The organism is Luteolibacter sp. Y139 (assembly GCF_038066715.1).
GTDB lineage: Bacteria > Verrucomicrobiota > Verrucomicrobiia > Verrucomicrobiales > Akkermansiaceae > Haloferula > Haloferula soli.
Genome location: NZ_JBBUKT010000001.1, coordinates 877,169 through 900,155, shown reverse-complemented (window position 1 = coordinate 900,155; position 22,987 = coordinate 877,169). Strand labels below are relative to the sequence as shown.

Here is a 22,987-nt window from a genome sequence, read left to right as displayed (position 1 = left end):
TAAGTAGGAGATGCGTTCGGGCATTCGGCCGGCGCCGTGAAAACCAAAACCTACCGAACCATGCACATCACGACCTTGCATCCCGACCTGCGCAAGAATCTGCGGAACCTCGTCCAAGGATACGTGGAGCATTGCGAATTCTCCGAGCACCTCACGGGCAGGATTGACTTTCCTCTCTACTACCTCGGCTTCAAGTATGGCGCGCCCGTCTTCACCCACGTCGGCCCCGGGCACGAGCGGGAGGACCGGCCGGTAGTGGGTCTCATCGGCTGGAACACGCCGACCTCGCAGCTCGCCTCCCAAGTGCTGCTGCAATTCATCGAGATCCTGACCCAGCATCCGAAGGTGGCGGGAAATGCGATCCTGCGGCTGTTGCCGGTGGCGAATCCGGTGGCACTGGAGCTCGACGAAGACGCGCCAAGCCATGAAGAGTGGGACCTGCTGGGCCATCTGGCGGGGCAATTCAAGAACCAGGCCTCGCATGGCTTGATTGAGATCGAATCGGCTGATGTGAAGGAGTTCTCCCTCTCCGGCGAGATTCCTCCGGCGATCTATCAGGCGCTGGAAACCGTGAGCGTGATCATCCCCGCGATCCGCGGCCGCATCGCGGTGCCGACGGCGATCAATGTGACGCCGGTCGAACCCGATGAGCGTTGGCAACTCCGCTTGACTGTGCCCTCGGATTGGAGCGACCCGCGCTCGATCCATGCGGTGGCTCGCTTCCTGGTCCGGCTGCTCCAGACGCAGACCCGCATCACCCGCCGCGCACGTACGCTGGCCCGAATCTTTCCTTGAGCTGTGGAACGGATAGCTGCCGGCTGTCTCTCGGGATCGCCGGCAGCTTTTTCACGGAATACTCTATCAGATTAACTACTTTTATTGCTGTGAGCCATATTCAAACCCCAGTGGCCGTCATCGGAGGCGGCTTCAGCGGCACCTTCACTGCCATTCATCTCGCGCTGCGTCTGCCGGATCGTCCCGTGATCCTGTTTGAGGAGAGCGGTGACGCGGGACCGGGACTTGCCTATCGTCGCGATGATCCGCATGCGCTGCTCAATATCCCCGCGCGACGGATGAGCGGGTATCAGGATGAGCCGGATCACTTTCTCAAATTCGCCCGCCGAGTGCTCGGTGACCATGTTTCGCCGGAGGATTTCCTGCCGCGCCGCATTTACGGCGACTACATCAAGCACTGTCTGGAAGAGACTCAGAAGCACTGTCCCAACCTGCGCGTCGATCATCGCGCGGTCATCGATGTGCAGACGAACCCGGGCAGCAGCGTGGCGGTGCTGACCTTGAAGGATCAGACGGCGCTGATGTGTTCGCGGGTGGTGCTTGCCACCGGCAATCAAGGCTCGGCCTTCGATGGTTCGATCTGGGCGCAGCATACCTTGCCAGCCCGCAAGACCTCGAGCTTCGACAAGGTGAAGGCGGGCGAAACGGTGCTCGTGATCGGCACCGGGCTCACGATGATTGATGCGGTGCTCGAGCTTGAGCGTCGCGGCACGCCGGCAGCGATTCATGCGATCTCCCGCAATGGCCTGCTGCCGCGTCCTCATGAAAATGCGTCGCCGGTGCTGCCGCCGGAACTCGATGATCTTCCGGACTCGGACCTGCGGCGGAGCCTGCGGCTGTTCCGCCGGGCGCTTGCTTCCCATATCGCGGAAGGTGGCGATTGGCGCGACGTGTTTGCGGCACTGCGGCCGGCGACGCCGTCGTTGTGGCAAGAGATGTCCTCAAAGGATCGCCGCAAATTCCTGCGCTTCGTCAGCCCCTTCTGGGAGGTGCATCGCCACCAGTGCGCACCGGCCACTTTCCATGCCTTTCAGACCCTCATCGATGAGGGCAAGCTGGACCTGAAACGTGGCACCATCGTTTCGGTGGAGAACAAGGATGGGCGCCTGCGTTTGGGCCTTGCGCCTCGGAATCGTGCCGCGGTCACGCGCTGGCTGGACGCGGATCACATCATCGATGCCACTGGACCGGCACGCGACATCACCACGATCAAGCAGCCACTGATCACCAATCTCCTGCGCCGCGGCTTCCTGGTGCCGGATGAATTCCGCCTCGGTGCGGAAATTCATCCCAACTACCGCGCGATTGGCCGCAATGGCTTTCCGCTGGAATGGCTGTATGTCACCGGCCCGATGCTGCGCGCCCGCTACTACGAAGCGACCGCGGTGCCAGAGCTCCGCCTGCATACCGCAGCATTGGCAGCGCGGCTGGTGAACGAGCTGGAAGCCAGCTCGCCTGTCGCGGTTGCCGTCTGAAACTTTCCTTGGTTGTGGATGCATAAAAAGAACCAGGGGTGCCTGAGCGAGGCACCCCTGGTCTTTTTTTGTCCGGTGATGACCACAACCTACCACGGAAGGGCTCAGGCGAAAATCTCGGTGGCCACTTTGCCAGCCACGTCGGTGAGGCGGAAGTCGCGGCCGCCGTAGGGGTAGGTGAGCTGTTCGTGGTCGAGGCCCATCAGCGCGAGCAGGGTGGCATGCAGGTCATTCGTGTGCATGCGGCCTTCGGTGGCCTTGACTCCGAACTCGTCGGTGGAGCCGTGGGTGTATCCTGCCTTCACGCCAGCGCCTGCGAGGAACATCGAGTAGCCGGTGATATTGTGATCACGGCCATCCTGGCCCTGCGCCATCGGCAAGCGGCCGAACTCCGATCCGAACAAAACGAGCGTGTCTTCCAACAGGCCGCGTTGCTCCAGATCGGCGAGGAGTGCCGAGGTCGGCTGATCGACGTTGCCGCAGCGCTCGATGAGTCCCTTGTGCAGGTTGTTGTGGTGATCCCATCCGGGCTGGCAAATTTCGACGAAGCGCACGCCGGCCTCGCTGAGGCGCCGGGCCATGAGGCATTGCCGCGCGAAGGCTCCACCAGGGCCGTCCTGGATACCATAGGCTTTCTGCACGTGCTCGGGCTCCTTCGAGATGTCGAGCAGCTCCGGCACCTTGTCTTGCATGCGGAAGCCGAGTTCGTAGGAGGCGATGATGCCGTCGACAGGATCGGGTGCACCCTTGGTTGCCGCATAGTCCCGGTTCATGGATTGCACCAGGTCGAGTTGCTGGCGCTGGAGCCGGCCTTGCTCGGCAGCCTTGAGGTTGGCGAGGAAGCCGCTGTCTGTGATACGCGTGCCTTGGAAGTGCGCGGGAAGAAAGGCGCTGCCGTAGTTCACCGCGCCGCCAAAGTTCGGCGAGGGATTGATGGTGATGTAGCCGGGCAGATCCTGATTGTCCGTGCCTAGGCCGTAGAGCAGCCACGCGCCCATGCTCGGGCGGGTGAGTGCGGCATTCGCGCTGCCGGTGTGGAGCTGCACCACGGCCTGCGGATGAGCAGGCGTGTCGGTGTGCAGGCCGCGGAGCCAGCAGAACTTATCCGCGTGGCCGGCTATATTCGGCAGCAGCTCGGAGAACCACGAGCCGGTTTCGCCGTACTGCTTGAACTTGAACTTGGAGGCGGTGACCCGGCCGCCGCCGGGGCCGGTCTTGCCGTCGTTGTTCTGGACCTCGGGCTTGTAGTCGAAAGTATCGATGCCGGACATCGCTCCCTCCATGAAGATGAAGATGATCTTCTTCGCCCGTGGGGTGAAGTGCGGGAGCTTCGGCAGCAGGGGATTGGCGGCAAGGCGCTGCTGGCCTAACAAACCGGCGAGCGCAAGGTGGGCGAAGCCCGCGCCGGCGGACTTGAGGATGGAGCGGCGTGAGTAGGGAATCATGGTGTTTTCAAAATGGATTCAGCGGATGAAACGGAACTCGGCGGAGGCGTAGAGGGCTTGGATGTAGTTCATCCACGAGGCGGTTCCGGCGTCCTTCGCTTCAATGGCGGTGGTGACAGCCGTGAGGTCGTTGCGAGGGATGTCATCGGGATTGGCGGCGCCATTGTCCGAAGTGGTGCCCCCGGTATTCTCGGCGAGCTCAGCCTCCGGCGACTCCGTCTCGGGTGATGAACTCGACCATCCTTTCTCGAAGTGCTCGATGAAATCCACGGCTCGCGCCACTTCCGATTCGGAGGCCGGCCGGCCGAGGATTTTGAGGTGAAGCACGCGAACCCTGTCCCGCACGGTTTGAGAATTCGCGGCCAGCAATTCGGCGAAGCTCAAGGCTTGGCTCCGGACGAAGGACGAGTTCAGGAAGAACAGGGCTTGACCCGGCACCGTGGTCGCATCGCGCTGTCCCGTGACCAGCGTTTGCGACACAGGATCGAATGCATCGAGCGACTTCGGGATCATGCCGCGGAGCGCTGGCAGGTAGACGCTGCGGCCCAACTCGCGGTCCGCCTGGTCATAGACGCCTTTCGCTTCCGGGCCATTGTCGCGGATCTCGACCATGCGGAGCTTGTTCACCGCGGGGTCTTCCTTCGGATGATCGAGGAGGCGGCCGTTGGAGGCGAGGATCGCATCGCGGATTTCCTCAGTCGCCATGCGTCGCGGCGTGTGACGCCAGATGAGGCGGTTCGAGGGATCCTTCAGGCGATGACCTTCCGGGGCATCCGAACCGAGCTGATAGGCGCGGCTCAAGACGAGCGTGCGAACCAGTTTCTTCGTGGACCATCCTTCCGAGACGAAGCGTGAGGCGAGGTAGTCGAGCAATTCCGGATGTGACGGGCGATCACCGGTGGTGCCGAAGTTATCCACCGTCGTGACAAGGCCCTGGCCGAAGAGGTGATACCACGCGCGGTTCACGATGACCCGCGGTGTGAGCGGATTGCCGGGACTGGTCAGCCACTTCGCGAGTTCGAGGCGTCCGCTTTGTCCCGTATTTACCGGCGGTGCTCCGGGCACCTCGAAGGCCGTGAGGAAGCCGCGCGGCACCGTCGGTCCCAGGCGTTCCGCTTCGCCGCGGATGCGGACATTGGTGTCGGCGACTTTCTCCGCATCGCGCACGCCGTGAACCGCGTAGCCGCGAGCAGCCGGGTCGGTGAGCGCGAGGAGTTCTGTTTGGGCGCGTTCGTAGCGAAGTCGGAAGGGGCGCTGGGTAGGCTGGCCGTTCTTGCCTGGCTTCAGGCCCTCTGGAGTTCCGCGAATCCCATCCCATGCCTTCTTTGCCTCGGCTACCTTCGCTTCCAAGGCAGCCACCTCTTCGGCAGGTGGTGGTGGCACTTCGGTGGAAAGCCGGATCAGATTCCTGGAATCATAGTAGTCCAGGCCATTGCCGCCCATCTTGTTGCGCACGCCCGCGCCGTCTTCGGTCGAGGTGAAGATGCCAGCGAGCGAGTAGTAGTCGGTGGTCGGGACGGGATCGAACTTGTGATCGTGGCAACGAGCGCAACTCACCGTGAGGCCCAGCACCGAGCGGGTGACGGTGTCGATTTTCTCGTCCACATTGTCCATCTGGAAGCGGACCTTGAAGCGTTGGTTCACGTCCTTGACTCCCAGTGCGAGAAAGCCGGTGGCTGTTAGCAGGCGATCCTTCTCCTCGGCGGTGCTTGCGGGCAGGAGGTCACCGGCGATCTGCTCCTGCAGGAAGCGATCGAAAGGCACATCGCGATTCACAGCATCGAGGACGTAGTCACGATACTTCCACGCGTGAGGGTAGGGGATGTTTCTCGATGGTCCGGTGGATTCGCCGTAGCGGGCGACATCCAGCCAATGGCGGCCCCAGCGCTCGCCGAAGGAAGACGAGGCGAGCAAGCGATCAACCTCCTTCTCGTACGCTTGCGGTGAAGGATCGCGAACGAAGGCTTCAATGGCTTCGGGCGATGGAGGCAAGCCCGTGAGGTCGAAGGTCAGCCGCCGCAGTAATGTCGCGGGATCGGCATCGCTGACCGGTGGCAGCTTCTCCGCTTCAAGCTTGGCCAGGATGAAATGGTCGATCTCTCCTTTCGGCCACGAGGGATCGCTGACTGCCGGCGTGGCCGGTCGCGACAGCGGTTGCCACGCCCAGTGCGTTTTACGGAGATTATCGTACTTCGCGGCGGTCTTGCCGGAGTCGCTCGGGAGTGCTTCCACCGGCCATGCCGCGCCATCGGAGATCCAGGTTTTAAGATCGGCAATCTGGGTCTCACTGAGCGGATCGCTTTCCTTCGGCATCAGCAGACGTTTCTCCGTGTGGACAATACGCTGGATAAGCAGGCTTTTCTCCGGGTCGCCGGGCACGACCGCGGGTCCGTTGTTGCCGCCGGCAAGCAAGCCATTGAGGTCGTCCACACGCAGGTCGCCTGCGGCCTTGGTGTCGGCGGAGTGGCAACCGTAGCAATTCTCCGACAGGATCGGACGCACACGTTTCTCGAAGAACTCGAGCTTCGCGGGATCGGGCGTGCTTTCTGCGGAAAGATGGGAGGTGGCCAGCAGCGGCAACCAAACAAGAAGTCGACGGGGCATGAGATGAAGAGAGTTGTTGGGATCAGGGCACAGCTCACGCAGGAGCCGCCTTTTCAGAAGGCGGAGGGCCGGGAAAATTGGGCGCGGTCCGCGGAGACCGGTGCGGACCGCGCCCTTCTTAGCCGCCACCGGCGGTTAGAGAGTGGTCACCGTGACATTGGCGACCTTGCCACTGAAGGTGTGCGGAGCGGCATATTCGCCGACCGGAGCACCGCCGTCGTTGCCTACGGTGAGGCCTTCGCCGGGACGGCGCTCAATCAAGCTGGCGAGCTTGCCTTCTCCGACTTGCTTGCCGTCCACACTGAGCTTCACTTGGCCGGCCGCATCGACCGCGGCTTGCACCTTGTGACTGCCAGTGGCCAAAGCTTCGGTGGCAACAACCGAGGACAGTTCGCCGCCGTTGCGCGTCGAGAAGACCAACTTGCCTTCAGCGAGGTGCAGGGCGTAGCCGCGAGCGTTCCCTCCTTGGGCGACGATCACACCGTCCTTGGCGTCACCATCGATCTCTGCGGCGACGGTGAAGCCCTTGCCTTCGATCTGGGGCGAGTCTTGGCCGGCCAATACGTCGCCGGATTTCCATGGCCCAGTGTGCGAGGCATTGCTGGTGACCTGCTCACCACGGTTGGCATTGCGACGAGGGCCGGCACCGGGCGTCCACTTCGGATCGACCAATGTGGAATTCCATGCGTTCCAGGCATCGGAGAGTTCCTTCACCTTTTCGGGATGATTGGCGGCGAGGTCGTTCTTCTCACCGATGTCGTTGGCGAGATTATAGAGCTTCGCGCCTTCGGTGCTGGCGGCTCCCGCTCCACCCCGTGCATTCTCATCGGCAACGGACTTCACCAGCTTCCAGTCGCCCTTGCGGACGGCGATCTGCTGGCCGAAGCGCCAGAAGAGGGTTTCATGCGGTGCCTCGGTCTTGCCGTCCTTAATGTAGGGCAGCAGGTTTACGCCATCGAGCTTCCACCCGGGATCGACTTCCACGCCGGCGGCAGCGAGGGTGGTCGGGAGAAGATCGAGCTGGATAACGGGACGATCGTCCACTCTGCCGGCAGGGATCTTGCCTTTCCACTGGATGGCGAAGGGCACGCGGATGCCGCCCTCGGAGGTCTGAGCCTTGTAGCCTTTCAGCGATCCGTTGCCGGAGGTCGTCGAAGGGGTGGGGCCGCCGTTGTCGCTGATGAAATAGACGAGCGTGTCTTCTTCCAGCTTCAGATCGCGGACCTTGTTTAGCACGGTGCCGACGGAGTCATCGAGCGCCGACAGAAGCGCGGCGAACTTGCGGCGCTTCGGATCGGAGATCGAAGTAAAGCGACTCTCGTACTTCTCGAGCGTCTCCAGGGGCGCGTGAACCGCATTGAACGGCAGGTAAACGAACCACTGCTCATCCTTCTTCTTCTCGATGAAGGACGCGGCTTCGCGTGCAAAGGCCTCGGTGAGATAGCCGGGATCCTTCACCTGCTCGGTGCCGTGGAAGATGCCGTTTGGTCCTTGCCCGGTATTCACGTAGCTGTGAGCTCCGCCGAGGAATCCGTAGAACTCATCAAAGCCACGCTTCTGCGGATGGAACTCGGGCGCACTGCCGAGGTGCGACTTCCCGAACCAACCGGTGGCGTAGCCAGCGGACTTGAGGCGATTGCCGATCGTCGTTTCCTGCAGTGAAAGCCCCACGGCCTGATTCGCCTCAGTCGGCGGCCCCGGATTGAACTCGTGGCCGAAGCGCTGCTGGTAGCGGCCGGTAAGAAGGCCGGCACGGGTCGGGCTGCAATAGGGGCCGCTGACGTAGCCATTGGTGAAGCGGATGCCATTCGCCGAGATGCTGTCGATGTTCGGCGTGGGGATGTCCTTGGTGAAACCCTGCGAGGTGAGCTCGCCCCAGCCGAGGTCATCGGCCACGATGAGGAGGATATTCGGCTTCCGCTCCGCGTGAGCGGGAAGGGCGAGGGCGGCCAGCAGGCCGAGCAGCATGTAGTTCGATTTCATGGTAGTGAATGTTGGAGAGAGTTTCATTCGGCAATGGAGGCTGTCGCGGTCGGAGCGGTGACGGGATAGTCGCGGTCCGGAATGCTGCGCAGGTTGATGCGCTGGGTTGATGGGTCCTGATAGACGCAGACCAACCAACGGCGATCACGACGGACAGCGGCACGGGATTCGGTGAGCCGGTTCCACTTGCCCTTTTCATTGAACTCGAATTTGAGCCCTTGAGTTGCGCCTTCATCGCCTTGAAGTTCGATGCCGGCGACGCCGCCGGGGCTTACCTCGGCGTAGCTGCGTCCGATCGCACCGCGCACCGGGTGCTTCGAGACATTCACCAGCCGGTAGGTGCCGAGCGGGAAGCGATCACGGGCATAGTCGAGGGCGAAGCCGCGGTAAGGCTCCGGGCTGCCGGCGGGAGCTGGAATCAGGACGATGAGTGCCTTGCTAAGTTCGCCGGGAATCGTCACGCGGGCTGCGGGCTTGGTCTTGTCACCGCTGGTGAAGACGAGCGCGTCACTACCGGTGAGTGCCAAGTTCACGGCAGGCGTGATGTTCGCGGTGGAGAGGCGGATCGACTGGCCGGCTGCGCCATCGGGCACTTCGATCGACTGGATGCCCGGGGCATACTGGAAGCAGTAGAAGGATGCCTGGATGCTCCGGGTTTCCGGAGCTGCATGGAGTGATGAGGCTAGGGCGATGAGGACGGCGATGTGTTTCATGGCGTGTGTGAGTGGGTGTTAGATTTCCTCGGGCTTCAGCCAGCGGAACGAGACGAGCTCGAAGCGGCGGCCAAAGGTTTGGTTGATGATGGAAGATGGGGCGGCAGTGGCTTTGTCCGTGGGATCGACGAACTCCGGCACGCGCTGGACGACGGCCTCGGCCCAGGCGCGGACCTTCGAGCCGTGGCCGTCGGCGGCCTCGCCATAGGTGCGGATGCGGAAGGTATCGCCGCGGACGACGAGTTGGGGAGCGAGTGGTGTGAGGAGGTCGCCTTGATTGATTACGGCAGGAGCGCCGTCGGCGGTGTTGCCGTTGCCATCGAGGTTGTGGGTGGCATCGAGCACGGCGTCATTGAGCCCCGCGTGCTCGAGTGCGGCTTGCAGGGCTCCGCTGCGGGCGAGGTCGCCGCCACCCGGCCGGCGGTTCACGAACTCGGCAAGCGACGTGAACGGGCCACGCTGCTTGACCTCGGTGACGATCTCCTTGGCAAGCTTCTCGATCTGTTCTTCGGTCAGGCGACGATAGCCATTCCACTTCGCGTGGTCCGCATCGATGCCGGAACCGGCGGATTCATAGTCGCCCGCGTCAACGTGCGAGTGGCGCGATACGGGTAGGCCTTCACCATCGTGAAGCTTCAGCGAGCCGTCATCGATGAGCGGCACTGACGCACCGAAGTTCGAGGCGAGCAGCGCTTGCCAGGCCGAGACGCTGGTCGAGTTCACGTTGAACGGTGCATCGATCAGAAGGTGAGCGGCGATTTCCCGATAGGCTTCGTTCGAGCCTGAGAGACGCTGGATCAGATCGTCCTTCTCCTCGCCACCGGCGTAGGGTAGGAAGCGCCGGTTCGGCAGTGGCTTGCTTTCCGTGAAGAAGCTTTCGAGCAAGTCCTCCGGTGTCCGTGCTGCGGCTCCGGGAAGTGCCGGATGATTCGCGACACTGGAAAGGAACCAGGAATCGAACAGGGCATTGTTCGCCAGATACGAGTGGTCGAGGTAAGTGCGGCTGCCTGCGCTCGATCTCACCTTGCCATTTTCAAGCAGTGGTGGCGCGAAGGAGTTTGCAACGACCTGGCTGGTGAGCGGGAGCTGACCGCCGGCATTGAGCGGCGCGTGGCGGAGCTGCGCCAGCGAGTGCGCGGGGCCGAGCGGCAGGCTGGCGAAGGTGGCGAACTCGGAGCCGCTCTGCGCGTAAATTCCGGGACCGCCGTAGCCGCGATTGTTGGTATTGCTGATCTCGATCGTGGGGCTGTTCGGCGGCCAGTCGGTCATGACTTCCCACTTCATTTCATACTGGTGATGTGAGAAGTCCTCGGTCTGATCGATGCCCTCGGAAGCGTAGAGGTTCACCGGTGCGTTGTTGATCCACGAGCGAGAGGGGAAGCGCGAGTCGCGCTCGGTTTTTTCCTGGAAGGATGCGATGAGGAAGGGCTCCTTGAAGCGCAGGGCATGGCGGGCGGGATTGAGGCCAGCGGTGCTGCCCTTCGGGATGTCGGGATTGACCACGATGGTCGGCAGATCTTCCTTTGGGTAGTACTGCAGCAGTTCGCCTTCGCGGTCGCCGTAGTCGAGTTCCACGCCGCCTAACAGACGCGAGACATTGCCGCCGCCGAGGTAGTATTTGAGGAAGCCGGTCACTTCCTTGCCGCCGGTTTCCTTGAAGTTGTCGATGCCCGCGCGCTCCGCCTTTACTTCAAGCTGGATGCGGTCACCGCCCTTCACGGCGATGGTGCGGACGGTCTTGCCGTAGTCCTTGCCGGAAGAGACGCCGTTCGAGTTTACGAAGATGTTCTGTGTGGTGACGCCACCGACTTCGAGATCGCTGGCATTTCCGGCAGGCGGGTGAAAACCGGGACGAAGCGTGACACCCGTCAGGTTGTAGTCATGCCCGCCGTGCATTTTGTGATTGTGCGCGGTAAATACGACATGTTCACCCGGTTCGAGAATGCGCTCGTCCGCGCCGTCCTCAGGCAAGATGTTCAGGCGATAGAAACGTGCCTGGCGGGTCTTGAAGTCTTCCACCGTGTGGGCATTGGTCAGCTTCGTGTACTCGGTGTTGATGAGCTGGCCGTTCTTATAGATCCGGAAGGCGAGGGGGATGCGGTAGAGCTCGACCCGTGCGCCGGTGAAGCGCATCGGCACGTTGTAGGGATTCCACAGCGTGATGACGGGATCGATGACGAGCCAGGTGATGTATTCGTCGCGTTGGTTGACGGGTGTCTTGCGGGCGCTGCCATCGGCCCACATGTTGTCCAGGGTTTCCCCATTGTACCCGAAGGCGAGGCTGAAGACGAACTGGGCCTTGGCGATGATCGGGGCGAGCTGTTGTTCGCTGAAGGCCTTGTGGCGCAGCAATTGCGAGGCCGCGGTGCTCGCGGTGGGTCGTGCCGTCACGGAGGAAACGGAGGCATCGATCGCATTGTTGGAAAGCTTGGTGAAGGAGCGATAGTGCGAATGCAGCAATGACCACGATGGATCGGGGCTGGGCAGCGGGTTCGCACCAGTGAAGCGGCCCGGCAGCGGGACCAGCGGGCTGTTCTGGCCGGAGTAGAGAAAGCGCGACGCAAACTCGGTGGGTAGCGCGGGTGCATCGAACAGGCGGGAGAGATCCTGTTGCCAACCTCCGTCTGCGGAATTGGTGAGGAGTCCGAGGCTGCCGGTGGTCAGGTCGTGGAAGCTGGCATCCTTTTTTTCAAGTCCGGCGAGGCGGGCTTGTCCGGTGGTGACAAGCTTTGTGGTTTCCGTCTTTTCGTCGGCCAGCGTCTCCCATTTCTTCACGGCTTTGAAGCCGAGTCCGGCGGCGGAACCGTTGCGGTCATAGGAGTCGGCGAAGGACTTGGCATCATCGTGCGGCAGCGAGATGGATGCTTTTTGGGATTCGTCGAAGACTCCCCAGGCGAAGCGCTGGTCCTGTGAGCCTTCTACACCCACCAGCTCAGCCTTCACATCATCGTCGCCGCCGATGAGCTTGATGCTTTCGCTGTCAGGCTCTTGCTCAACGTAGGTCTCCTCGCCCGTCCGCTGCGGGTCGGGCGAGGAGATCAGCCAACCACGGAAACGATCGCTCTTCTCCTTCTTCCAGTCCGGTGCGCTGCCTTCGCCCTTCCACTTCCAGCCGTCCCACACGCCGGTGAGATGCGGCTGCTTGCCCTTGTCATGCACCGCGGCGGTAGCGGTGACGCGCTGGTCCGGGCCAGCGCTCGCCTGCAACTCGCCGATGGCGAGCTGCAGGGCGAGGCGGGCATTCGCACGGGCCTGCTGAAGCAGGACATCGTGGGAGGAGGCTCGCAGGCTGATCGTGGACAGCGAGAGCAGTCCGACCGCCAGCACGAGCAGGAGCACGAGCAGCATCATCGACACCACGAGGGCAAAGCCCTTTTCGGCGGACGGTCTTGGAAGAGGCGAAGTCATGTCGAATTGGAAACGGATGGGCTCACGGGAGCTCCTCGATGCGGAAGAAGCGGGCTGCGGTGGCACCCGGCGTGATCGGAATGGTCACGGTGCCTGCGCCGCTGGCATTGGTGGTCACCGTGCCCAGGTCTTCATTGAAGGTCGCCAGCGTGGCGGATCCGCGGACGGCGTAAGTCTTCGAAGGAGCGCCGGTGAAGTTCAGGACGAAATTGCCACCTTGGATCGAGCTGGAGGTGATGGCCGGCGGCGCAGGGTCGGCCACGGTGACTGTGACGGTCTGCGTGAAGGTGCCACCGGGACCGCTGAAAGTGATCGTATAGGTCGTAGTGGCGGTGGGATTGAGGGGAACGATCGCATTGCCATTCACCAACGGGACATTGCCGATGCCGTGGTCGATGCTCGCCGAGGTGATATCGGGGCCCACCTTGATCGTCAGATCGGTGGATTGACCGGGATTGATGGAGGCTGCGGCAGTGCTGAGCTGGATGATGCCGGACGTTTCGCTCCACCACGCTGCGCGGTGGGCAGCGATGTGGGAGTCGGCCTTGTCACCATCTGCATCGGGGTCATCGAGAAGGGTGTTATAGATGGCGACCTCATCAATCTCGCCACGCCACAGGTCGGCGGTGAGTGTCTTCTGCACGCCGATGTTCCATGCGCCTTCCGAGGCTTCGAAGATGAAGTTCGGATCGAAGGTGCTGCCGTCGGGATTGGTGCCGTCCTTGGTGGATCCGACCAGCTGGCCGTCGAGATACCAGCGCACTTCAGTGTGCAGTGCATCGACCACGACCGCGAGGTGGGCCCACGTTTCCGCTGCCACGTTGGCGTCCGCATCCTTGCGCACGCCTTGACCGAGATAGGTGCGAGGCGTGCCATTGGCGTCGGAGAGGGACAGCAGCACGCGGCCGGTGCCGTTGAGATCCGCTTGGCTAACGATGGCGCGGTTCAACGTGTTGATGGCGGCATCGCGGCGCACCACGGTTTCGATAGTGAAGCCGGGATCGAGTTGGCCGGGGTTGAGGATCAGATCGGTGACCACGCCGCCGTTCGCATCGAGCGAGATGGCACCGTCCACGACGCCTGCCACGCCGCTCACCGGGGTGCCGGTGGCGCGGCCATTATGCGGTGCGCCGTTGTCGGCGGAGTCTACGAAGAGTTCAGTGCCCGCTGGCTCATTGAAGCGGTACCATGCGACAGGCGCATCCGCCCGGACTGCCGCGGAGAAGTTGTTCTCGGCATCGAGAGCGGTATTGGCGTTGGTGGTGCCGGTGGCGTTGACCGCTGTGAGGGTGAAGGCGTTGGCTGAACCGGCGTCGACATCCGCGAAGCCCTGGAGTGCAGTGGGGACGTGAAGTTCGGTCGCGCCTGCTTTGATTGACAGCGTGGTCGGATTCGTGGCTTCACCTTGGGAGACTTTCCAATGCAGGCGCACCTGGCCGGGCGTGCCGAGCTTGGTGACGGCGAAGCCTTTGACGATCGGTGCCTGGTATTGCAGGGCGGTCACGCTCACGCTGCTCGTGACGTTGCCACCGGGGCCGGTTGCGGTGACCTGATAGGTCGTGGTGACCGCGGGGTTAACCGTGATGGTCGCGGTGCCGTTCACCAGGGGCACGGTGCCGACGCCATGGTCGATCGTGACGGAGGTGATGTCTGGTCCCACCTTGGTGATGAGCTGGACGGGATCGCCGGAGTTGACCGTAGTCTTGGACGCGCTGAAATCGAGCAGGCCGGTGGTTTCGCTCCACCATGCATTGCGGTGTTCATCAACGCGTGAGTCGGACCGGTCCGCGTCGCCATTCGGATCGTCGAGCACGCGGTCATAAACGGCGATCTCGTCGATGTTGCCCTTCCAGTAGTTTCCGGTGAGCGCTTTACCCAGGCCGATGATCCACTCGCCAGTTGCGGACTCGACGGTGAAGTTGGGATTGAAGGTGGTTCCGTCGGGATTCAATCCGTCGGCGCTGGAGCCGGCGAGGACACCATCGATGTACCAGCGCACCTCCGTGTGCAGCCGATCTACCACCACGGCGACGTGAGCCCACTGATTGTCGTGAAGCTTGCCGTCGGAGTGCTTTACTTCGCCGCCACCGATGTCGGTGAGCAGCTTGCCGTCGGCAGATGAGGTGAGATGGAAGCGTCCAGTCGTGCCGCGTTGCGCCAAGACCACCGGGTTCGCTCCGATTACTCCCGGAGCCCGGCGGATGACGGCTTCCACGGTGAAGCCGGAAGTGAGATTGGCAGGGTCGAGGATGGTATTCGAAATGATGCCGCTGCCACCGTCGAAGAGTGCGGCACCATCGACGAAGCCGCTGCTGCCGCTCACCGGTTGGCCAAAGATCCGGCCATCGTGGGGCGCGGCATTTTCAGCGGAGTCGGCGATGAGGGATGATCCAGCTTGATCATTGAAACGGAACCAAGCGACAGGCGAATCTGCGCGAACCTCTGCGGAGAAGGCAGTATCCGCCGCGACGCTCGAGTTCTTCGTGGTCGTGCCGGTGGCATTGGTGGCGCTGATCGTGAAGTTCGTCGCTCCGCTTGCGTTCACGTCGGCGAAGTTCTCCAACGTGGAGGGCGTATGGATAATGGTTTCACCGGACTTGATCACGAGGTTGGTAGCCGCGGGTGCACCGCCTTCAGTGACCCGCCAATGAAGCCGGACCTTGCCCGTGGAGGGGAGGGAGGTTGCCTCGAAGCCAAGTACGACGGGTGCCGTAGCTACCGGCGGCGTGACGGAGGAGGCGTTCCAGAACAAGGCCCGGCTCACGGAACCGGCGAAGCTGAAGGCATTGTTAACGTCGAAGGGCGGGCCGAAGACGTTGCCGGCGTTGTTTCCTGCCAGGCCGCCGGCGTTCGCCGCCGAGATTGTTTTGACCGAGAGCGTGTCGTTTCCGGACCAGTTGCCGGGCGTGCCGGAGATCGCGTGGGAAGAGACCACCGCGCTGCCACCGTCCGGTTGAACCTTCAGCTCCAAAGTGCCGAGGTGATTCCATGATGCGGAGAAGGTGTAAGCAGTGCCCGCGTTCAGCTTGCCGATCGGGCTCTGCACCGCGATCGCATTGAGTGAGGTGTCGTTGAGTGAAGCGGGCAGCGTTGCATCATTCGAGCCTTGCTTCGACAGGACGGTCGGCACGCCATCGATGAGATAGAGGCCGAAGCCATTCGAGGTGCCGCCAATCTCAATCAGCAGCACCGTGCGTGCATCGGCCGGCACGGCGCGATCGAGGTCGGCAGCTGTCGGGGTAAAGGCGATATTGAAGGTGAGGCCCTTCACGTGCTCGGTATCTCCGAGGACCGGAATACCGGACTGGCTGCCAGCGGTGCCGCCGTCATTTACGATGCCTTTGATATTGCTGTCGTAGAGGGCCGTCGATGGATCGAGGCTGACGAGGATGGCTCCATTGGAAAGGCTCGTGCCGAGGCCAGCGGCGAGGATGGCGAGGCGAAGACTGCGGTTTTGTTGCGTGGGGTACATGAAAAGAGAGGGTTGGAGGTCAGGGGAGTTTGGGGTCGCGCTTGGCAGGCACGCCGGTGGCGTCCGGTTGATGGGGGGAGCGGACGCGCGCCACGAAGGCGTCGGGCCGGGCACCAGCGACGAGCCGCGCGCTGAGGGCGCGGCGTGTCGATTCGCCCGGAGTGAGAAAATGAAGTTTGTAGAGTAACATGGTAAGGAATCGGTTTTGGCCAAAAAAAGGCCTGGATGCAGGAGATGAAGAGGTCCGGAGAAGACCCGGGATCGCGAGAAAGGCGCGAGCTGTCGCTCAATCGGTTGTCCTTCGGTGGACTACCACGGCGGGCTCGAGAGAACCCAAGAAACCCGAGCCCGCCGTGGCTTCGAAGCGATCAACTGGCGATGAAACCCAAAACATCGCCGGTCGACCGCGAATCCATCCGATGGATCACCGGAAAATCGCGACAGCGCCTATCAACAACAGCAGCAGGCAGCCGATGCCTCGAAGGAGGATGCGGCTCGGCTAACAGGTGGCGTCGGAAAAGATTTCATCGTTCGTGCAGGAGAGTGTGTTTCGATTCGCCGCTACGGTCGGGGCCTCATCCCGTCCCGCAAATTGCGGCACCATGCCAACATGCTCCCCTGCTAGGGGTGGCCGAATCGCTTGCAGGAAGTCCGTCAGGAGGCCTGCTTGCGGCTGACGGACGGACTAATGCCGACTGAGTGGTGGGAGTTCAAGAAGTTTTTTGCGAAAGTTGGATTTGGAGTGGCGCGGTGGCGGAGAGGAATAAGCGATTTTACAATCGGTGCCGTGGATTTCCTTTATTCTATAAGGAATGAACGCTGGTTTTCCGAATTGGCCCACGTTGGCTTCCTCCGGAGAAGGCCCGTCGCGGGATCGCTCCGAAGTGTCATTTCTGTCAAAAAGTAGGAATAAGAAGGCGCAAGGCGTTGACAAAGGAACCCCGCTCTACTGAGCTACCCGTGCAACCCCTTTCGCGAGAGCCGGAGAGTCCACGAGGATACACGGCGATCACAGGCGGAAGGGCCGCCGACCAAACTCTTGGAGGCGAAGCAAGGCAGCGAGCCGCATCCGTCCACGGGCGGCCAAGCCTTCCCTTACCAAGCGAGCCGACCGGTTTCCGGAGGTTCGCGCCATGGTCCCGCGAATTTCGCGCGGCCGCGTCTCCTTTTCTAGCAACACCTCTCCCCGCATCATCATGCCCGATCCCGTCGATCTTCCCGTCCGTCTCAGCGTCAGCGCCGAAGCCGCGCGCAATCTGGCCACCGCCACCGTCACCCCGCCACAATGGGATGAAATCACGCCACGCTGGCTGCATCTCCTGCTTCCGTGGGTGGATGTCGATGGTGGAGTGTATCGCGTCAACCGCGTGAAGCAGAACTCCGAGGGTGTCACCGTCGACCTGCTCACCGTGGACGATGGCGAGCCGGAACTGCCAACCGATTTCATCGATTATGAGCAGGACCCCCGCGAGTATCACCTTAGTACGATCCAGACCGTACTTCGCACCCACACCCGCATCACCGACCTCTATAGCAATGCGATCGACCAGCTCCGCGAGCAGGTCCGCCTGACGGTGGAAGCGGTGAAGGAGCGCGAGGAGCACGAGCTGGTGAATCATCCGAAATTCGGCCTGCTGAACTCGGTCAATCCCGCCCAGCGCATCAAGACCCGCAAGGGTCCGCCGACGCCTGACGATTTCGACGAACTGATCAGCCTGGTTTGGAAGAAGCCGGCTTTCTTCCTCGCGCATCCCAAGGCGGTTGCCGCCTTCGGCCGTGAAGCGACGCGCCGTGGCGTTCCACCGCCAACCGTGACGCTGTTCGGTTCGCCCTTCATCACGTGGCGGGGCATTCCGCTCATCCCGAGCGACAAGCTTCCGATCAAGGATGGCAAGACGAGCATCCTGCTGCTGCGCGTGGGTGAGAAGCAACGCGGCGTAGTGGGCCTGCAGAAGGCGGGCGTGGCCGGCGAGATCGAGCCAGGTCTGTCGGTGCGCTACATGGGCACGAATGAGCACTCCATCGCCTCGCACCTGGTGACGCGCTACTTCTCGCTCGCGAAGCTGGGTGAGGATGCGCTGGCTGTTCTCGAAGACGTCTCGATCGGCAACTACCACGAATATGTCTATCCCACGGCTTGAGTCAGCGGCTCTGCCGGTGGATCTCGGAGCCGATGACTTCGGGACGGCGCTGGTCTCCCGGCTGGCCAATGAGTTCTTTTCCGGATCCGCGGCGGAATCCCAGGTGCCGTCCGTGCCGGTCTCGGTTCCGCACACCGTCGCGGGCCTGCCGGCGGATGTGCCGTTGTCGAGCCCGCTGGGATCATCCGGTCCCTCGAATGGCGGACGGGATATCTCGCTTTCCGGCGGTTTTCCGCATGCTTCATCGGCTTCCGCTCCGCCCGTGCATCCCACGGTGGTAGGCGCGGAGCCGGAGCCGGTCGCGAAGAGTGATGAGCCGCCGACCGGCACGCATCGGCCGGGCGACCATGCCTCGCATGAGTTCGGCGAGCCATCGTTCTACACCCAGGGTCTCGGTTCGCGGGTCTCGCCGGCACCGGCGAAGGCGCCGCATCACCACGGCCTGCCGGGAAAAGGTGCCGAATCGCTGGAGCCGGACTTTTATTTTCTGAAGGACCTGCCGGGCCTGCGCCTCGCATCCCTCGGCACGCAGCCTTCGCCGCTTGCGGGGCTGCCGGAGTTCAATATCGATGGCGTTCGCAAGGACTTCCCGGCGCTCCAGCAGCACGTGAACGGAAGCACGCTGGTGTGGCTCGACAATGCCGCGACGACGCACAAGCCGCAGTCGGTCATCGATGCGACCTCGCGCTTCTACTCGCGTGACAATTCGAACATCCATCGAGCGGCACATACCCTCGCAGCACGTTCCACCGAACTCTTCGAAGGAGGTCGTGAAAAGGTCAGGCAGTTCCTCGGTGCAGCGGACGCGAAGGAAATCGTATTCGTGCGTGGCACCACCGAGGCGATCAACCTCGTTGCGCAGAGCTGGGGGCATCAAAACATCGGCCAGGGCGACGAGATCCTCGTCAGCCAGCTTGAACACCATGCGAACATCGTGCCGTGGCAGTTGCTCGCGAGTCAGGTTGGAGCGAGCTTGCGGGTGATCCCGATCAACGATCGCGGCGAGCTTTTGTTAGATTCGCTGCCGAGTCTGCTGACCGACCGAACCAAGATCGTTTCCGTCACCCATGTGTCGAACGCCTTGGGTACCGTGAATCCGATCGAGGAGATCATCGCGATGGCTCATTCGCGCGGGATCCCGGTGCTGGTCGATGGTGCGCAGTCGACGCCGCATTTCCCGATCAACGTGACGGCGCTGGATGCGGACTTCTTCGTCTTTTCCGGGCACAAGGTCTTCGGTCCCACGGGAATCGGCGCGCTCTACGGGAAGTCACACCTGCTCGAGGCGATGCCGCCATGGCAGGGCGGGGGACACATGATCAAGGATGTGACCTTCGAGAAGACGATCTACAATGCGCCGCCGGAAAAATTCGAGGCGGGCACCCCGGACATCGCGGGCGTTGTCGGCCTCGGGGCGGCGATCGATTACCTCATCGGCCTCGGCATCCCGGCGCTGGCTGCGTATGAGCACTCGCTTCTCGAGTATGCGGAGGACGCATTGCGTTCGGTGCACGGCGTCCGGCAGATCGGCTCCGCGGTGAACAAGGCGAGCGTCTTCGGCTTCGTGGTGCCCGGCATTCCGAATGACCGCATTGCGAAGGAACTCGATCGTCAGGGTATCGCCGTCCGTGCCGGCCATCACTGCGCCATGCCTGCAGTGCGGCACTTCGGCGTGGAGGGCACCATCCGCCCGTCGCTTGCGTTCTATAACAATCGCGCCGATGTGGATGCACTCATCCACGCGCTGCATGGCATCGTGAGGCGCTGAAAAATCACCCTTGGTAGAGATGATCGAGATCGACATTCCCGGATTCGACCGGCTGACGCTGGAGCACCTTGTCATGGATTACAACGGGACGCTCGCGATGGATGGTGCCATCCATCTCGGTGTCCGCGAGGATCTCCGGTGCCTGGCGAAAAGCTTCAAGCTCCATGTCCTCACGGCGGATACGCATGGCCTTGCCGCCTTGCAACTCGAGGGACTGCCTGTCTCGCTGACGATCATTCCAGGCGAAGCACAGGCGGAAACCAAGCTCGAGTATGTCCGCGATCTAGGGGCGGACCGTGTGGTCGCCATTGGCAACGGGCGCAATGACCGCCTGATGCTGGAAGCTGCCGCGCTGGGAATCGCCGTGATTCAGAAGGAGGGAGCCTCGGGTGCCGCAATCCGGAGTGCCGACGTCTTTACGACCAGCGTTCTTGACGCCATCGATTTGCTGAAGCATCCGCTCCGTCTCATCGCCACCCTCCGATCCTGAACGCTCCCCATTTGCCATCATGAGCCAAATCGCTCCCACCGACCTGAAGCGCCTGCTTGATCAGGATTCCTCTCTAACGGTCATCGACGTCAGGACTCCGCTGGAGTTCGGCGAAGTCCATGTGCCGGAAGCCCGCAACGTTCCGCTGGATGCACTCGCTCCGAAGCGGCGGATCGAGAATGGTGAGCTGTCTTCCCAGGAGCCGATCTACATCCTCTGTCACTCCGGAGCACGCGCGCAAAAGGCTGCCGACCAGTTCCAAGCCGCAGGCTATGAGAATGCCGTGGTCGTTGAAGGCGGGACGCAGGCGTGGGTCCAGGCGAATCTTCCTGTCACTCGCGGGCAAACCAAGGTCATCTCGTTGGAGCGGCAGGTTCGCATCGCTGCCGGGGCACTGGTCCTGACCGGAGTCTTGCTTGGGTGGTTCGTACATCGCGGATTTTTCGGCCTGTCCGGCTTCGTTGGTGCGGGCCTTATCTTCGCCGGCATCACCGACTGGTGCGGCATGGGCCTGCTCATTGCGAAGGCTCCGTGGAACCAGCGTTCCTCCTCATGAGTGACTCTTCCCTTTCCGTTTCGAAGTTCGAAACCACCGGCAATTCCCCGTTCGAGATTCCTTACGGCGAATATGTGCCGAAGCTGCTTGCTTCGTACGAACGCTTTGGCGGTTGGAACAATGCCGAGGCGCTCAACCTGCCCTCGAAGAACAGCGTGGGCGAGGTCTGCGAAGATTTGCTCAAGCTCTTGTTTCCAGGCTTCCTTGATACCGATGTGGTCCCGAATGGCACGCTCGCCGAACTGACCGCACGCAGGCTCTGGGACGTCATCTCGCGGCTGGAAGACCAGGTGAGGAAGAGCGTCCGCGTCGGCAATCCCAATGTGCCGACCGGCAAGACGCCGCCGATCATGCAAAAATTCTGCCGCGCCTTGCACATCGTGCGCGAGGTGCTGCGCACGGACATCGAGGCCGCCTATGCGAATGATCCATCGGCACGCAGCCGCGAGGAGGTCATTCTCTCCTATCCTTTCATCGAGGCGATCGCGATCCAACGTTTGGCTCACCGGCTCTATCGTGCCGGTGCCCCCATCATTCCGCGAATGATGACGGAGTGGGCGCACTCGCGAACGGGAATCGACATCCATCCCGGTGCCAGCATCGGCTCGCATTTCTTCATCGATCACGGCACTGGCGTGGTCATCGGGGAAACCTGCTACATCGGCAATCACTGCAAAATCTACCACGGCGTCACACTTGGCACGCGCACATTCATCAAAGACGAAGACGGCAACGTCGTGAAAGGCCTCAAGCGCCATCCGAATCTCGGCGACAACGTCACGATCTACCCGAACTCGACCATCCTCGGCGGGGACACGATCATCGGCGAGAATTCAACGATCGGCGCGAACGTCTTCCTGATGCATAGCATCCCGGCGAACTCGCTGGTCATCTACGAGGAAAAGAACCTCAGCATCAAGACCAAGCCCGGACGCAAAGGTCGCGGCCGGGATCAAGCGGACTTGCTCTGGTCCATCTGAACCTGCCAACTTGTTACCATGAGTCGCCCCCAGTACCACGCCGTCGATTCGCACGTCGGCAAGACGCCGCTGATCCGCCTCAACAAACTCTCGGAACTCACCGGCTGCGAGATTCTCGGCAAGGCGGAGTTCATGAACCCGGGCGGCTCGGTGAAGGACCGCGCCGCTTATGGTCTCATTACGGATGCGGAGAAGCGCGGCGTGCTGAAGCCGGGCAGCACGATCATCGAGGGGACAGCAGGGAATACCGGGATCGGTCTCACGGTCATCGGTCATGCACGCGGCTACCAGACGGTCATCATTATTCCCGAGACCCAATCGCCGGAGAAGCTCCAGTATCTTCGCACCTTGGGAGCGGAGGTCATTCCCGTGCCGGCCAAGCCTTACAGCGACCCGGACAACTACAACCACATCGCCCGTCGCATGGCGGAGGAACGCGGGTGGTTTTGGGCGAACCAATTCGACAATACCGCCAACCGCCAGGCTCACTACGAGACGACCGGGCCGGAGATCTGGGAGCAGACGGCTGGCACGGTGGATGCCTTTGTGGCGGCCGTCGGCACCGGCGGCACGCTGGCTGGCACCTCGCTCTTCCTGAAGGAGAAGAACCCGGAGGTGACGGTTGTTTGCGCGGATCCCTACGGCGCGGCGATGTGGTCGTGGTTCACCCATGGCAACCTCGACAACGATGACGGCGACTCATTTGCCGAAGGCATCGGGCAAGGCCGCGTGACGAGGAACCTTGAGGACATCACCGTGGACAAGGCCTACCGCGTCGACGACCAGACAGCGCTGTCGGTGGTTTATCAGCTTCTCCGCGAGGAAGGCCTGTTCCTGGGGCTTTCCAGCGGGATCAATGTCGCGGGAGCGGTGAAGTATGCCCTCGATCATGGTCCGGGCCTGACGATCGCGACCATCCTGTGCGACTCCGGGGCGAAGTACCAGTCGAAGCTCTTCAATGGCGAGTGGCTGCTGGAAAACGGACTGGATCCGGGGCTTTCGGTGGAAGCGGCATTTGAGCGGAATTCCGCGTGAAATCGGGGCTGATTGCGGTTCCTGATTCCTGCGTCCAATCCTGATCCGGCAATACCCGGGTAAAACCCCCACTGGGCGGGGGTTTTGGCCGGAAAAGATTCCTTGGTCCCAAGGGGATTTCG

Annotated in this window: 15 protein-coding genes; 8 read left to right on the top strand and 7 right to left on the bottom strand. The window is 62.2% G+C overall.

Features of this window, described 5'->3' with window-relative positions:
• Nucleotides 1-60 precede the first annotated feature (60 nt).
• Both WKV53_RS03785 and WKV53_RS03780 read left to right on the top strand, forming a co-directional pair.
• A complete protein-coding gene (locus WKV53_RS03785) occupies nt 61-795 on the top strand; it encodes a hypothetical protein (RefSeq protein ID WP_341403018.1) in 735 nt (244 codons plus the stop codon).
• A gap of 110 nt (nt 796-905) precedes the next feature.
• The gene (locus tag WKV53_RS03780; protein ID WP_341403017.1) at nt 906-2,270 is read left to right on the top strand and encodes an FAD/NAD(P)-binding protein; all 1,365 of its coding nucleotides are present in this window, start codon (nt 906-908) and stop codon (nt 2,268-2,270) included.
• Between the two features lie 104 nt (nt 2,271-2,374).
• Here the strand turns inward: WKV53_RS03780 and WKV53_RS03775 are convergent, their stop codons facing one another.
• The 7 genes from WKV53_RS03775 to WKV53_RS03745 form a co-directional block, all read right to left on the bottom strand.
• The gene (locus WKV53_RS03775) at nt 2,375-3,715 is read right to left on the bottom strand and encodes a DUF1501 domain-containing protein (RefSeq protein WP_341403016.1); all 1,341 of its coding nucleotides are present in this window, start codon (nt 3,713-3,715) and stop codon (nt 2,375-2,377) included.
• A gap of 18 nt (nt 3,716-3,733) precedes the next feature.
• A complete protein-coding gene (locus WKV53_RS03770) occupies nt 3,734-6,319 on the bottom strand; it encodes a PSD1 and planctomycete cytochrome C domain-containing protein (RefSeq protein ID WP_341403015.1) in 2,586 nt (861 codons plus the stop codon).
• A 135-nt stretch (nt 6,320-6,454) separates the two neighbouring features.
• Nucleotides 6,455-8,302, bottom strand: coding sequence for a sulfatase-like hydrolase/transferase (locus WKV53_RS03765; RefSeq protein WP_341403014.1), 1,848 nt, complete (start codon nt 8,300-8,302; stop codon nt 6,455-6,457).
• A 23-nt stretch (nt 8,303-8,325) separates the two neighbouring features.
• Nucleotides 8,326-9,015, bottom strand: coding sequence for a hypothetical protein (locus tag WKV53_RS03760; protein ID WP_341403013.1), 690 nt, complete (start codon nt 9,013-9,015; stop codon nt 8,326-8,328).
• Between the two features lie 18 nt (nt 9,016-9,033).
• Nucleotides 9,034-12,423: a hypothetical protein gene (locus WKV53_RS03755; protein ID WP_341403012.1), complete on the bottom strand. Its 3,390-nt coding sequence runs from the start codon at nt 12,421-12,423 to the stop codon at nt 9,034-9,036.
• Between the two features lie 22 nt (nt 12,424-12,445).
• Complete coding sequence (locus WKV53_RS03750; protein ID WP_341403011.1) at nt 12,446-15,895, bottom strand: LamG-like jellyroll fold domain-containing protein; 3,450 nt, start codon at nt 15,893-15,895, stop codon at nt 12,446-12,448.
• 19 nt (nt 15,896-15,914) lie between these two features.
• Nucleotides 15,915-16,085, bottom strand: coding sequence for a hypothetical protein (locus WKV53_RS03745; RefSeq protein WP_341403010.1), 171 nt, complete (start codon nt 16,083-16,085; stop codon nt 15,915-15,917).
• A 1,006-nt stretch (nt 16,086-17,091) separates the two neighbouring features.
• On the opposite strand from WKV53_RS03745, the gene WKV53_RS03740 reads away from it, so the two are divergent.
• The 6 genes from WKV53_RS03740 to WKV53_RS03715 are packed head-to-tail and all read left to right on the top strand — an operon-like array spanning nt 17,092 to nt 22,865.
• Nucleotides 17,092-18,036: a family 2A encapsulin nanocompartment shell protein gene (locus WKV53_RS03740; RefSeq protein WP_341403009.1), complete on the top strand. Its 945-nt coding sequence runs from the start codon at nt 17,092-17,094 to the stop codon at nt 18,034-18,036.
• Nucleotides 18,017-19,804 (top strand): SufS family cysteine desulfurase, encoded by a 1,788-nt coding sequence (locus WKV53_RS03735; protein ID WP_341403008.1) that lies wholly within the window; start codon nt 18,017-18,019, stop codon nt 19,802-19,804. Before WKV53_RS03740 ends, WKV53_RS03735 begins: the two co-directional genes overlap by 20 nt.
• Before the next feature lie 19 nt (nt 19,805-19,823).
• Entirely contained in the window at nt 19,824-20,294 is a 471-nt protein-coding gene (locus tag WKV53_RS03730; protein WP_341403007.1) for an HAD family hydrolase, read from the top strand.
• A gap of 19 nt (nt 20,295-20,313) precedes the next feature.
• Nucleotides 20,314-20,850: a rhodanese-like domain-containing protein gene (locus WKV53_RS03725; RefSeq protein ID WP_341403006.1), complete on the top strand. Its 537-nt coding sequence runs from the start codon at nt 20,314-20,316 to the stop codon at nt 20,848-20,850.
• The gene (epsC, locus tag WKV53_RS03720; protein WP_341403005.1) at nt 20,847-21,830 is read left to right on the top strand and encodes a serine O-acetyltransferase EpsC; all 984 of its coding nucleotides are present in this window, start codon (nt 20,847-20,849) and stop codon (nt 21,828-21,830) included. The genes WKV53_RS03725 and epsC overlap by 4 nt, the downstream gene beginning before the upstream one ends.
• Nucleotides 21,831-21,848: 18 nt before the next feature.
• Complete coding sequence (locus WKV53_RS03715) at nt 21,849-22,865, top strand: cysteine synthase A (protein ID WP_341403004.1); 1,017 nt, start codon at nt 21,849-21,851, stop codon at nt 22,863-22,865.
• Nucleotides 22,866-22,987: the final 122 nt, after the last annotated feature.